Here is a 13,155-nt window from a genome sequence, read left to right on the forward strand (position 1 = left end):
TTTGTCCTGAGTGTGGATAAACGACGGTTTCACGGCTACGGTGTGGGCCGTCCCTGGGATCAGCGCGTCAGTTTCCGTCTCGCAGTGGGGAGTTCGACATGGACCGAAGGACCTTCAACCGGCGGATGCTCGTCGGCGGCGGGGTGGCCGCCGCGACCGGCGTGACATCGATGTCGCTCGGCGCCGTCCAGGCCACCTCGGCGGAGAACCCCGCGAAGACCGCCCCGGCGGGGGGTGAGGTCCGCCATCTCAAGCTCTACGCGGAGAAGCTGGCGGACGGTCAGATGGGCTACGGCCTCGAGAAGGGCAAGGCGTCGATCCCGGGCCCGCTCATCGAGATCACCGAGGGCGACACCCTGCACATCGAATTCGAGAACACCACGGACGTGGACGCCAGCCTCCACGTCCACGGCGTCGACTACGACATCGCGAGCGACGGCACCCGGATGAACCGCAGTCACGTCGAGCCCGGCGGCACCCGTACGTACACCTGGCGTACCCACGCCCCCGGCCGCCGCAAGGACGGGACCTGGCGTGCGGGCAGCGCCGGGTACTGGCACTACCACGACCACGTCGTCGGCACGGACCACGGCACCGGCGGCATCCGCAAGGGGCTGTACGGGCCGCTCGTCGTGCGGCGCAAGGGCGACGTGCTGCCCGACAAGACGATCACCATCGTCTTCAACGACATGACGATCAACAACAAGCCCGCCGGCAAGAGCCCCGACTTCGAGGCCACCGTGGGCGACCGGGTGGAAGTCGTGATGATCACGCACGGCGAGTACTACCACACCTTCCACATCCACGGGCACCGCTGGGCGGACAACAGGACCGGGCTGCTCACCGGTCCCGACGACCCCAGCCGCGTCGTCGACACCAAGATCTGCGGCCCCGCCGACTCGTTCGGCTTCCAGATCATCGCGGGCGAACACGTGGGGGCGGGCGCCTGGATGTACCACTGCCACGTCCAGAGCCACTCCGACATGGGCATGGCCGGACTGCTGCTGGTGGCCAAGCCCGACGGCACGGTCCCGGGGTACGAACCGCACCACCCGCAGGGCGCGGCGAGCACCCACACGCACTGAGGACCGGTCCGGCCGGCCGCTCAGACCCGGGCGGCCAGCCGCCGCTGCTCCTCCTCGACGATGCGCCGGGCGAGCGTCCCGTCCGACACGTCGACGGCGTCGGGCGTCGCCTCGGCGACCTCGCTGCGCCGCGCGTAGGCGTCGAAGAGCCGGTCCTTACGTGCCAGGATGTCCAGAATCCGCTGGTCGACGCTGTCCGCCGCGAGCAGCCGGTGGACGCGGACCGTCCGTATCTGCCCCATGCGGTGGACCCTCGCGACGGCCTGGCGCTCCGTCGTGGGCTTGATCTGGGGCTCGCACAGGATGACGACCGAAGCCGCCTGGATGTTGAGCCCGACACCGCCGGCCTGTATCTGGCCCAGCAGGACGGCGTGCCCCTCCGCCGCGCCGAACGCGTCGACCAGCTCCTGACGGCGGGCCGGCGGGACACTTCCGGAGACCGGCCCGAACACGCCCTGCCCCAAGGCGTCGCCCACGGTCCGCAGTACGTCCCGGAAGCAGGAGAAGACCACGACCTTCAGGCCGTTGGCCTCGGCCTCCGCCACCAGCTCGCACAGCCGGTTCAGCTTCGCCGAGGTCGCGGGGCGGGCGTACGCGGCACGGCGCATCCGCATGAAGTGCCCGGAGCCGACCGCCTCGCGGTAGGCCTCGAGGTCGGCGGCGGAGAACTCCTCCCACTCGTCGGCCTGCACCAGCGCCGGGAGTTCGCCGAGGACGTCGACCTGGTTGCGCCGCAGGTAGGCCGGGGCGACGGCTCTGCGGAAGGCGTGCGAGCCGGCGACGCCGTGCGTGGCGGTGACGGCGGGGGCGAGTTCGGGGCGCAGCTGGCGCACCAGGCTCCGGAACTCCTCGACCCGGTTCTCCATCGGGGTGCCGGTCAGGAACAGTACGCGTTCGGTGTGCTCCGTCCAGGCGGCGACGGCACGGGCGCGCCGGGTCGCGGGATTCTTCACGAAGTGGGCCTCGTCCACGACCACCATCCCGGGGCGGACCCCGCAACCGGGCCCGGCCGGCAGGCCGTTCAGCGCGTCGAAGGTGGTCAAGGCCACCCCGCCGCCCGCGCGCCACTCCTCGAACGCGTCCGCCCGCCCGGCGCCGTGCACCGGCACGGCCCGCAGGGTGGAGCGCGCCCGGACCTCCCGCCCCCAGTTGATCAGTACGCTCGCCGGGCACACCACCAGGAAGTGGGACTCGCCGTGCGCGGCGAGGTGGGCCAGTGCCGCGATGGCCTGCACGGTCTTCCCGAGCCCCATCTCGTCCCCGAGGATCACCCGCTTCCGGGCGAGCGCGAAGCGCGCGCCGAAGGACTGGTAGCCGCGCAGGGAGACCCGCAGATGGGTGTCGTCGAGGCGGAGGCCCCGGACCCGGTCCGCCATCGCGGCGGGCAGGAAGCCCTCGGCGGCCTCCCGGTCGGGGCCGGCACCGGACAGTTCGGCGAGCAGGCTGTAGTACTCCGCCGACCGCAGCTCGAAGTCGACCCATGCCTCGGCGGGCGAGGCGGGGGAACGCAGCAGGTCCACCGACACCTGACCGAACAGCAGCGGCAGGTCACGTGCCGACGCCTCGTCCAGCGCGGCCCGCAGGGCGGCCACGGCCGCCAGCGCCCGCGCACGTGCCGCCCGCCCCGAGACCAGCAGGCGCACCCTGCTCCCCGCCGGTGCGGCCGCCGCCAGCAGCGGCCCCAGCTCCGCGGCGAGACGCCGTGCGGCGACGGCCGCCCGGCGGGCGTCGTCACCCGCCCCGGCGAGCCGGTGCAGCGCCACGACCAGCGCGGTCGTGGCCGTGTCCGCAGCGTCCACGTCCAGCCGTACGGCGACCGTGTCCCGGACCGCGTGCGCGATCTGCCCGGCGGCCGCCAGGGCCTGGTCGGCCGTCTGCGCCCCGACACCGGGGATCTGGCGGAGCTCGTAGCGCCCGGCGGCGTGGACCTGGCCGACGGTCGTGTATCCGGCCTGCTCCAGGGCGCCCAGCCGCAGCCTGCCCTCGGTGACCTCGCCCAGCCGGGCAGCGGGGATGCCCGCGATCTCCCGGCCGACGAGGGAGTCCAGGAGAGGGGCCAGCGCGGCCTGCGCGGCCTCCACGGCCCGGGCGTGGTCGGCGAGGACCGCGCCGGCCGCCGCGGAGAGCCGCCGGGCCCCGTCGAGCAGTTCGCGGGCCTCTCTCCCCGTGGGCGCGTGGGCGCCCGTGGGTCCGGCCTGTGTCATGTACGTCCTTCTGTCCCCGCGGTTCCACCCCGGCCGTGCACCGGCTGCCCGGCCGCCTCCCATGCTCCCACGTGCCTGGTTCGCGGTTCGGCGCGAACTGCGGTCGCCGGTCCCCGGTGCGAGACTCGATGCGGGAGACACCGGGGAGGGAGCGCTCTGTCCGAACAGACAGGGGAGACGGCGAGAAACGCTGAAGGAGCACACCATGCTCGATCCGGCCTTCGTGACCGGCGCACCCAACTGGATCGACCTCGGCACACCCGACCTGGACGCGGCGACGGCCTTCTACCACGGCCTCTTCGGCTGGGAACTGGCGCCCGGTGGTCCCGAGACGGGCGGATACGGGACGTACCGGCTGAACGGCAGGACGGTCGCGGGCGCCATGACCGTGCCGGAGGACCAGGGCAGGCCCGCCTGGTCGGTCTACTTCCAGACACCTGACGCGGACGCGACCGCGAGGACGGTCGAGCAGGCGGGCGGCACCGCGGCGTTCCCTCCGATGGACGTCCTGGACTACGGGCGCATGGGCGGCTTCACGGACAACGCCGGCGCGTACTTCGGCGTCTGGCAGCCGGGGACCAACACCGGCCTCGGCATGATCATGGAGCCTGGTTCGCTGCTCTGGTCCGAGCTCTACACCCCGGACGTCCCCGCGGCCGCCGCGTTCTTCACCACCGTCTTCGGGTGGCAGACCGGGGGGATGGCGTTCCCCGGCGGCACCTACACGATGGTCCGGCCGGCGGGCACGGAGAACGACGCCGCGTGGTTCGGCGGTCTCGTCCCCCTCGACGACGTGCCGAGCCAGGCCCCGGCGGGCCCGCACTGGCTGCCGTACTTCGCGGTCGAGGACTGCGACGCCGCGGTGGCCGCCGCGGAGCGGCTGGGCGGCACGGTGACGTCGGCGGCGACGGACATCCCCGAGGTCGGCAGGATCGCCATGTTCGCCGACCCGGCGGGTGCGGCGTTCGCGGTGATCAGGCCGGCGCCGAGGCAGGAGGGCTGAACGGCGGGGCACCAGGGGCCTACGGTGGTCGTGCCCTCTCCGGGCCGGTGGCGGTCCGGGACGCGGTCGCCGCCCGCCCGGCCGGCGTTCCGTGCGCCGGGCCGCGGCGGAATTGACGCGTCGTTGATCACTTGTTTATCGCCACCGGGCACTGTGGGCCCCATGCTGATCAACACCATGACCGACGACGCGCTGGCCTGGCGGGAGACGGCGTTGTGCGCACAGGCCGGACCCGAGTTCTTCTTCCCGGCGCCGGGCAGCTCCACCCGCGAGGCCAAGCAGCTGTGCAACGCCTGCGAAGGCCGGGTCGCCTGCCTGGAGTACGCGCTCGCCCACGACGAGCGCTTCGGCGTGTGGGGCGGGCTCTCCGAGAAGGAGCGGGAGCAACTGCGCAGAGGCCGCGTGCAGCGCGGCTGAACCGGCCCCGCAGCGGTCGGGACGGCCGGGGGCCTGACCGGGCCCCACGCCGGGGGACGCGGGTCGGCGGACGGTGCGGGGGCCTCGTGAACAGGGGACCGCGTCAGGAGATGCGGAACTCCTCGCCGTACACCCGCCACACCAGCGGCGGTTCCAGCTCCAGATTGCCCGCGGAGAGGAACACCCGCTGGGCCGTGTCGATCCGCGTCGTGTCGCGCTGCACCTTCCGCGCCGTGATCGCCGCCCGGCCCGCGTCGAGGAACGCGCCGAGGTACGTCTCCTCGTCGCCGCCCTCCGCCGCCGTGTCCGCCTGCGCCATCGCGGCGTCGCGGATGCCGTAGAAGCCGTTCGCCTCGACGCCCGGTCCGTGCAGCACCATCGCGTCGTAGTAGAGGAACTGCCCCAGGGTGCCGAGGCCGTCCAGCTTCGCCAGCCGCACGGCGGGATCGAAGTACAGCCTGTCCCGGGTGGCGTCCTGAGCCGTACGGAACGCGGGGTCCCCGGCCGCCTCCCGCCATGCCGCTGTGAAGCCGGGGTCCAGGCCCTCGTGCGAGTCGCTGCCGTCCACCGCGCGCAGCGCCGGGAGGAACGGGGCGAGCGGGTTGTCCGGATGGTCCTCCGTGTACGCCTCGACCAGCTGCAGCATGTCGTTCGTGCCGGAGGAGAACCCGATGATCCCGGCGGTGTAGCCGTTGCCGTCGCCGACGTCGTCGATCGCCCCGTACAGGCCGCGCCAGTTGAGGGTGGAGGCCTCGGCGCTCGCCACCAGCCGGGACGCGATCTCCTTCGTCCGGGGGGCGGCGAGTCCGGGCGGCAGGGCCTTCAGCTCCTCGGCGTGCTCGTCGGCCCGGGCGGCCCCCTCCGGAACGGCCTGGGCGGTGTTCGGCGACCCGGAGGGCAACGGCGAGAGCGCGGGCGGTTCGGAATCGCCGCTGCTGAACAGGATCGACACGACGATGGCGACCGGCGCACCGAAGAGAAAAAGACGCGTCACAGGCTTCACCCGGCACAGGGTACGTTCCGCGATGTCGTGGGGTGAGCCGGGGAGGAGCTCGCGCTTCCACCCGCGCGGAACGGCCCGGCGACCGGGCGGCGGGTCCGCCACCCGGTCGCCGGGCCGTCCGGTTCAGCCCTGGGCGCGCGCCGCCACGCGGGCCTTGCGGGCCGCCAGCTTCTCGTCGAACTTCGACGCCTCGCTGTCGAGACCGCTCATGTACAGACCCAGTTCCTCCTGAGCCTTGAGGCCCTCGGGGCCCAGGCCGTCGATGTCGAGGACCTTCAGGTAGCGCAGGACGGGCTGGATCACGTCGTCGTGGTGGATGCGCATGTTGTAGATCTCGCCGATCGCCATCTGCGCGGCGGCGCGCTCGAAGCCGGGCATCCCGTGGCCGGGCATCCGGAAGTTCACCACGACGTCCCGCACGGACTGCATGGTGAGGTCCGGGGCGAGCTCGAAGGCAGCGCCCAGCAGATTGCGGTAGAAGACCATGTGCAGGTTCTCGTCGGTGGCGATCCGCGCCAGCATCCGGTCGCAGACCGGGTCGCCCGACTGGTGGCCGGTGTTGCGGTGCGACACACGGGTCGCCAGCTCCTGGAAGGCGACGTACGCCACGGAGTGCAGCATCGAGTGGCGGTTGTCGGACTCGAAGCCCTCCGCCATGTGCGCCATGCGGAACTGCTCGAGCTTGTCCGGGTCCACGGCGCGGGAGGTGAGCAGGTAGTCACGCATGACGATGCCGTGCCGGCCCTCCTCCGCGGTCCAGCGGTGCACCCAGGTGCCCCAGGCGCCGTCGCGGCCGAACAGCGAGGCGATCTCGTGGTGGTAACTGGGGAGGTTGTCCTCGGTCAGCAGGTTCACGACGAGCGCGATCCGGCCGATGTCGGTGACCTTGGACTGGCTCGTCTCCCACGCCTCGCCGTCCTCGAAGACGCCGGGGAAGTTCCGGCCGTCCGAGAAGGGGACGTACTCGTGGGGCATCCAGTCCTTGGCGACCTTGAGATGGCGGTTGAGTTCCTTCTCCACCACCTCTTCCAGCGCGTACAGCAGTTGGGCGTCTGTCCACGCCTTCGGACTGCCGAGGTGGGGAGAGGTGATCGTCACGGGGGCTCCTGGGGACGGGAGAATTACCTACGGCTTCGTAGGTTACGTGACCGTAGGTTAAGGCGGCGGTAAGGCGATCGCCAAGCCCGGTGCCGGCGGAACCCCTGAGGCCGGCCGCATCGGCGCACGTCACGGGCGCCCGGGGAGGGGGAGGTCACAGATCCGCCCCGGGCCCGGACGCGGCGGTGCACCTGGAGGACATGAGGGAGAAAGGGCGAGGGCAAGGGCCTGCCGGCCGCGTCGCGGAAGCACGGAGGCGGGGCCGCACACCGGTCGGCACCGGCCCGTGCGCGGGACCACGGAACAGCAGGCGGCGCGGGTACGACCCCCTTCGGACCTGGAGCACCGTCGTCCTGCGGCGCCCGGGGACGCCGGAGACAGCGGGGGCGGCCACGTCACGGGCGGGCTCTCCCGGCATGCCACCGGACCGCGGTGGGGCCGCCGGCCGCTTCGGCCCGGGTGGGCGGTCAGGCGGCGCCGCCCAGCAGTTCGGTCAGTCCGCGGTCCAGGTCCAGGAAGCGGTGCTCGTCCCCCACCGGAACCAGCTCCTGCACCCGCTGCAGGAAGCGGCGCAGCTCCGTCGTGCGGACGTGCACCATGGCGATGCCCTCGACGGCGTGGAACTCCAGGACGGTACGGTCGTACCCGAAGGGCCGTACGCGGACGTCGCCGAGACCTGCGGCTCCCTCGATCCCCGTCGCCAGGAGTTCACGGGAGAACTCCCAGGACACCTCGGCGCCTTCGAGGGTCGCCGGTGCCGGGAACGCCATCCGGACCGCGAAGGGGTCCCGGAGGTCGTAGTGCAAGGTGGCGGGCAGGGTTTCCATCCGTGGAGCGGATGCGACCATGCGGGCCTGCACGGACTGCTCGATAACGCTGGACAAGACCTGCTCCCTCTCGCCTCGTGGAACCGTTCCCGGCATTGGAGTAGACGACGGAACGCCTCGATCCGTGCCCCGGCCGGCCGCGTGAGCTGCGTCACCGGCCGGCGTATCCGATCACCTGCCCCGTTTCGCCCGGGGCACCCTGGACGGCCCACGGCCCGTCGACTAGCTTCCAGCGCCATGAAGGCGATGGGGAAGACGAGACGACTGATGTCCCTGGGGTTGTGCGGCGCCGCGGTGACCGCCGCGCTGGCCGTGCCGCCCGTGCAGGCCGCACCGTCCGCGGCCGCCGCACGTTCCGCACCGCCCGCCTCCTCGGTGGTGGAGGGCCGGGCCGCCCCGGGGGAGCAGCGGCGGGTGCCCGGGTGGACACTGACGGAGACGGGCACGGAGGCGCGCTTCCGCGGCCTCGCCGCCGTCAGCCGCAGTGCGGCCTGGGTCGCGGGCTCGCGGGGCACGGTGCTGCGGACGGAGGACGGGGGCCGGCACTGGCGCGACGTCTCCCCGGCCGGTGCGGCGGGGCTGGAGTTCCGCGACATCGAGGCCTTCGACGAACGGCGGGCGGTGGCCCTGGCCATCGGTGAGGGAGAGGCCTCCCGCGTCTTCCGCACCGACGACGGCGGGACGACCTGGGCCGAGTCCTTCCGCAACACCGACGCACGGGCGTTCTACGACTGCCTGACCTTCTTCGACAGCCGTCACGGGCTGGCGATGAGTGACCCGGTGGACGGACGCTTCCGCATCCTGTCGACCTCGGACGGCGGGCGGAACTGGCGGGTCCTGCCCGACGCCGGGATGCCCCTCGCGCTGCCCGGCGAGGCGGGGTTCGCGGCGGGCGGCCAGTGCCTCGTCAGCGCCGGATCCAGGGACGTCTGGCTGGCCACCGGCGGAGCGGCCGCCGCACGCGTGCTGCACTCCGCCGACCGCGGTCTGACGTGGACCGCGACGGCCGCCACCATCCCGGCGGGCGATCCGGCGCGCGGTGTCTTCGGACTCGCCTTCCGCGACCGTACGCACGGCATCGCGGTCGGAGGCGACTACCGGGCCGACCAGGCCTCTCCCGAGGCCGCGGCCGTCACGGGCGACGCGGGCCGCAGCTGGCGCCGCGCCTCTGCACCGCCCCCCGCCTACCGCTCCGGCGTGGCCTGGCTCCCGCACAGCCGGTCGTCGGCGGTGGCGGTCGGTCCGAGCGGCACGGACCTCACGCGGGACGGCGGGCGCACCTGGAGCACCGTGGACACGGGTTCCTACGACACCGCGGACTGCGCTCCCGGGGGCGGCTGCTGGGCCTCCGGCGAGAAGGGGCGCGTCGCGCGGATGCGATGACGCGGCAGTCCCGCACGCGGCCGACCCCGCTGCCCGGGCGGCTTCCGCGGGTACGGGGCGAGGGCCGCTGACGTCTTCGTCACCAGTGGCTCCGTGACCGAGGACGCATACCTGTGCGCGGCCGCGATCGCCTCGATCCGCGCACGGTCGTCCGCGACGCCACGGATCACGCTCGGGGCTGCTGCCTGCGGAGGCGCTGGACACCCGGCCTCGCAGGGGTGTTCAGCCGGATCACGGGGGTCCGCCGGCAGGGAGCCGGCGCGTTCCGCCGGGCGGTGCAGGGGAGTTCGGGCACGGGACGTGATCGCAGGGCCGGACCTTCCTGCCCTCCGGCCGGGGGAGCGGCTCCGGGGACCGGCGCGGAGGACGGCGGGCGGCGGGCGGAGCACACACGCCGGGGCGCTGTGCGGGCCTCCCCTCGCCGTCCCGGGCGGGAGGCCCGCGGACCGTAGGATGAGCCGCACCATGACGACGTTCCGGATGCCCGCCGACGAGGCCGAAGCCCGCGCCGTGCAGGACGCGTTGCGCACCCGCGTGGTCCTCGACGAACCCGGGCCGCCGCCCGGGACGGGCCGGGTGACCGGGGTCGACGTCGCCTACGACGACGAGCGGGACGTCGTGGTCGCGGCGGCCGTCGTCCTGGACGCGGCGACCCTCGACGTGGTGGCCGAGTCCACCGCGAGAGGGCGGGTCACCTTCCCCTACGTTCCCGGGCTCCTGGCCTTCCGGGAGATCCCGACCGTGCTGGCGGCGCTGGAGGCCCTCCCCGCCGACCCCGGGCTCGTCGTCTGCGACGGCTACGGACGGGCGCACCCGCGAAGGTTCGGGCTCGCCAGCCACCTCGGCGTCCTCACCGGCCTGCCGGTCATCGGCGTGGCGAAGAATCCCTTCACTTTCCGCTACCGGGAACCGGGCCCCGAACGCGGTGACTTCAGCCCGCTCCTGGACGGGGACGAGGAGGTGGGGCGGGCGTTGCGCACCCAGCACGCGACCAAGCCCGTGTTCGTCTCCGTCGGCCATCGCACCGGGCTGGACAACGCCTGCGCCCACACCCTGGCGCTGGCCCGCGACTTCCGTCAGCCGGAGACCACCCGCAGGGCCGACGCGCTGTGCCGGGCCGCGCTGCGGGAAGCGGTCGCCTGAACAGCGCCGGAGGCGCGTGCGCGGGACGGCTGCCGTACGCACGCCGGATCGTTTCCGCCCGAGTACGCCGGACTGTTTCCGTCTGAGTACACGGACGGATGTTGGTTGTCGTACCTATGGGGCAGGCTGATACACATGATCGACCAGCACGCACCTCGCATGAGCGCCGGAACCGTACGACTCTCCCAGCGCGGCGTCGCCGTGGGCATGACCCTCGGCGTGGTCGCGGGAGCGGCCTGGACCGTCTCCATGGTGGTCACCCTCGCCTCCTGGATGTTCTGACCGCTTCCCGCCGGCGCCCGGCCACGACGCCCCGCGCCGCGACGGCCGGGACCACGACGCCGACGCCCCGGCCGGGGGAGCGGCTCAGCGCGCCGCCGCGACCCGGAAGCGCAGTCCGGCGGTCCGCAGCCGGGCCAGCAGCGCGTCGCCCATCGCCGCGGCAGTGGTGACCTGGCCGGATGTCGCCGGCAGCTCGTCCAGCGCGAGGGCGAGCGCCGCTTCGGCGAGCATCTTCGCCGTCTCGTCGTAGCCGGGATCCCCGCCGGCCACCTCCGTGAAGACCCGCCGCCCGCCGCCCTCCCCGACGAAGCGGACCGTGAACCAGCTGCGCTTGCGCTGCTCGGCGTCGGGGCCCGAGCCCGGCGCATAACGGCCCGTCAGCCGGTCGCGCACGGCGGGGATCTGTGCGGCTGCCACCAGAGCGCCCACGGCCGCGGTCCCGCCGAGCGCCACCGGCAGGTGCTTCACCGAGGCGAAGTGCCGGTAGCGGAAGTCGGGGCCGTAGCGGTCCAGGGCCCGCGCCGAACGCTCCACGATCCGCGGGTCCAGGGTCGGCAGCGGCAGCGCCCAGGCGCCCGTCGGCGCGCTGAAGTGGGGGGTGCCCTGCGGGGCCCGGACCCGGCGGCCGACGAGGCGGGGCTCGTGCAGCCGGCGTTCCCCGGCGGCCCGCGCCATCTGCGGGCCGCGGGCCATCGCGGTGAGCGCGGAGGCGAACGTACCGCCCGAGAACGCGGCGTTGCTGCGGACGAACCCGTCGACGGTAAGCGGCACGTCCTGCGGGAGCTGCCGGACGGTGAAGAAGACGCCGAGGTCGTGCGGTACGGAGTCGAAGCCGCAGGCGTGCACGAGGCGGGCGCCGGTCTCCCGGGCGCGGGCGTCGTGCGCCAGGTACATCCGGTCGACGAACTCCGCCTCGCCGGTGAGGTCGGCGTAGTCGGTGCCCGCCTCCGCGCAGGCGGCGACCAGCTTCTCGCCGTACCAGAGGTAGGGGCCGACCGCCGACGCCACCACGTGGGCCGATTCGGCGAGCGTGCGCAGGGCCGCGGAGTCGTCCGCGTCGGCCGTCAGCAGGGGCAGGTCCGCACAGCGCGGGTCGATCGTGGCGAGGTGGTCGCGCAGCTCCCGCAGCTTGTCGCGACTGCGGCCCGCGAGGGCCCAGCGGCAGCCGTCCGGGGCGTGCTCGGCCAGGTACGTGGCGGTGAGTCTCCCCACAAAGCCGGTGGCACCGAAAAGGACGACGTCGTAGGGGCGTTCCGCCCCGTTCTGCCTGTTCACGAGTGCCTCCGCGGGAAGTGGCGCCGATGTGGCACGCAGAGGGTAGCGGAGGCTCCGTGGCGTCGTACGTGCGGGCGGGCCCCCGTGGGAGAGGATCCGGGGAAAGGCTAAGCGCTTGCTCGGCCAAAAGGGTTGTGCGGAGCGCGGTCCATTCTTAGCATCGTCGGTGTTACATCGTTTGTGTCATACCGTTGGGGGCTTGATGGCAACGACAGGGCAGGGCCCGCTGTCCGGGGTGCGCGTCGTCGAACTGGCGGGCATCGGCCCCGGGCCGTTCGCCGCCATGCTCCTCGCCGACCTGGGCGCGGACGTGGTACGCCTCGACCGTCCCGGCGGCGCCGTCCTCGGCATCGACCCCGCCCGAGACCTCACCAACCGCAACAAGCGGTCGGTCGTCGTCGACCTGAAGACCGAGGAGGGCGTCCGGCACGCGCTGGACCTCGTGAAGCGCGCCGACATCCTGATCGAGGGCTATCGCCCGGGGGTCGCCGAACGCCTCGGGGTCGGCCCGGACGTCTGTCTGGCCCTCAACCCACGCCTCGTCTACGGGCGGATGACCGGCTGGGGCCAGGACGGCCCACTGGCCCGGCGGGCGGGCCACGACATCGCGTACATCGCCCTCACCGGCACCCTCTCCATGATCGGCAAGGCCGAGGAGCCGCCCACCGTCCCGGCCAACCTGGTCGGCGACTACGCGGGCGGCTCCCTCTACCTCGTCGTCGGGGTGCTCGCCGCGCTCCAGCACGCCCGTACGTCCGGTGGCACCGGCCAGGTCGTGGACGCCGCCATCGTGGACGGTGCCGCCCACCTCGCCACGATGATCCACGGCATGCTCGCGGCGGGTGGCTGGCAGGACCGGCGCGGCTCCAACCTCCTGGACGGCGGCTGCCCCTTCTACGGTACCTACGCGACCTCCGACGGCGGTCACATGGCGGTCGGAGCGCTCGAGGAGCCGTTCTACGAGCAGTTCGCCGCGCTGCTCGGGATCCAGGACCGGGCGCCCGACCGCAACGACCCCGGCCGCTGGGAGGAACTGCGCACCGTCGTCGCCGAGCGGTTCGCGCAACGCACCCGCGCCGAGTGGACCGAGGTCTTCGAGGGGACGGACGCCTGCGTGGCGCCCGTGCTCTCCCTCCGTGAGGCGCCGCACCACCCGCACCTCGCCGCCCGCTCCACCTACGTGGAGCACGGCGGCCTCACCCAGCCCGCCCCGGCCCCCAGGTTCTCGGCCACCCCGGTCTCCGTGCGCTCCGGGCCCGCGCTGCCCGGGGCGGACGCCGAGTCCGTCGCCGCGGACTGGGACGTGCCGGGCCTGCGGGGGAAGGAAGCCACCGGCTGATGCGACCTCCCACGCCACCGCCCAGCGCGGTCCCGCGCGGCCGGGCCGTCACAGGCACCGGCTCCACCGTCCGGAACCAGCCCCAGGGGGCCTGAA

General features: G+C 73.5%; 12 protein-coding genes. 7 read left to right on the forward strand and 5 right to left on the reverse strand.

Annotated elements, in window-relative coordinates; genetic code table 11:
• Positions 1-98 precede the first annotated feature (98 nt).
• Positions 99-1,085, forward strand: coding sequence for a multicopper oxidase domain-containing protein (locus BA175_RS04005; RefSeq protein WP_069169798.1), 987 nt, complete (start codon positions 99-101; stop codon positions 1,083-1,085).
• 20 nt (positions 1,086-1,105) lie between these two features.
• Here the strand turns inward: BA175_RS04005 and BA175_RS04010 are convergent, their stop codons facing one another.
• Positions 1,106-3,289 carry a DEAD/DEAH box helicase gene (locus BA175_RS04010; RefSeq protein WP_069169799.1) on the reverse strand — a complete coding sequence of 728 codons (2,184 nt, stop codon included), beginning with the start codon at positions 3,287-3,289 and terminating at the stop codon, positions 1,106-1,108.
• A gap of 205 nt (positions 3,290-3,494) precedes the next feature.
• Here BA175_RS04010 and BA175_RS04015 point away from each other — a divergent pair, with 205 nt between their 5' ends.
• Together BA175_RS04015 and BA175_RS04020 are read left to right on the forward strand one after the other, a co-directional pair.
• On the forward strand, positions 3,495-4,292 hold the full coding sequence (locus tag BA175_RS04015) for a VOC family protein (protein WP_069169800.1): 798 nt from the start codon (positions 3,495-3,497) through the stop codon (positions 4,290-4,292).
• 162 nt (positions 4,293-4,454) lie between these two features.
• Positions 4,455-4,709: a WhiB family transcriptional regulator gene (locus tag BA175_RS04020; protein ID WP_069169801.1), complete on the forward strand. Its 255-nt coding sequence runs from the start codon at positions 4,455-4,457 to the stop codon at positions 4,707-4,709.
• A gap of 103 nt (positions 4,710-4,812) precedes the next feature.
• On the opposite strand, the gene BA175_RS04025 is transcribed toward BA175_RS04020, so the two are convergent.
• The 3 genes from BA175_RS04025 to BA175_RS04035 all read right to left on the reverse strand — a co-directional run bounded on the left by BA175_RS04025 (position 4,813) and on the right by BA175_RS04035 (position 7,694).
• Positions 4,813-5,703: a chitosanase gene (locus BA175_RS04025; protein WP_069169802.1), complete on the reverse strand. Its 891-nt coding sequence runs from the start codon at positions 5,701-5,703 to the stop codon at positions 4,813-4,815.
• A gap of 132 nt (positions 5,704-5,835) precedes the next feature.
• Entirely contained in the window at positions 5,836-6,810 is a 975-nt protein-coding gene (locus BA175_RS04030) for an acyl-ACP desaturase (RefSeq protein ID WP_069169803.1), read from the reverse strand.
• 467 nt (positions 6,811-7,277) lie between these two features.
• Positions 7,278-7,694 (reverse strand): SsgA family sporulation/cell division regulator, encoded by a 417-nt coding sequence (locus BA175_RS04035; protein ID WP_069169804.1) that lies wholly within the window; start codon positions 7,692-7,694, stop codon positions 7,278-7,280.
• Between the two features lie 180 nt (positions 7,695-7,874).
• Between BA175_RS04035 and BA175_RS04040 the strand changes: the two genes are divergently transcribed.
• The 3 genes from BA175_RS04040 (at position 7,875) to mmpA (ending at position 10,445) form a co-directional block, all read left to right on the forward strand.
• Positions 7,875-9,020, forward strand: a complete 1,146-nt coding sequence (locus BA175_RS04040; RefSeq protein ID WP_069169805.1) for a WD40/YVTN/BNR-like repeat-containing protein — start codon at positions 7,875-7,877, stop codon at positions 9,018-9,020.
• Between the two features lie 465 nt (positions 9,021-9,485).
• Complete coding sequence (locus tag BA175_RS04045; protein WP_069169806.1) at positions 9,486-10,163, forward strand: endonuclease V; 678 nt, start codon at positions 9,486-9,488, stop codon at positions 10,161-10,163.
• 135 nt (positions 10,164-10,298) lie between these two features.
• Positions 10,299-10,445 (forward strand): morphogenic membrane protein MmpA, encoded by a 147-nt coding sequence (mmpA, locus tag BA175_RS31030; RefSeq protein ID WP_175420735.1) that lies wholly within the window; start codon positions 10,299-10,301, stop codon positions 10,443-10,445.
• 84 nt (positions 10,446-10,529) lie between these two features.
• On the opposite strand, the gene BA175_RS04050 is transcribed toward mmpA, so the two are convergent.
• A complete protein-coding gene (locus BA175_RS04050) occupies positions 10,530-11,720 on the reverse strand; it encodes a saccharopine dehydrogenase family protein (RefSeq protein ID WP_069169807.1) in 1,191 nt (396 codons plus the stop codon).
• Between the two features lie 202 nt (positions 11,721-11,922).
• Between BA175_RS04050 and BA175_RS04055 the strand changes: the two genes are divergently transcribed.
• Complete coding sequence (locus tag BA175_RS04055; protein WP_069169808.1) at positions 11,923-13,059, forward strand: CaiB/BaiF CoA transferase family protein; 1,137 nt, start codon at positions 11,923-11,925, stop codon at positions 13,057-13,059.
• Positions 13,060-13,155 lie beyond the last annotated feature (96 nt).

Source organism: Streptomyces griseus, assembly GCF_001715295.1.
GTDB lineage: Bacteria > Actinomycetota > Actinomycetes > Streptomycetales > Streptomycetaceae > Streptomyces > Streptomyces griseus_G.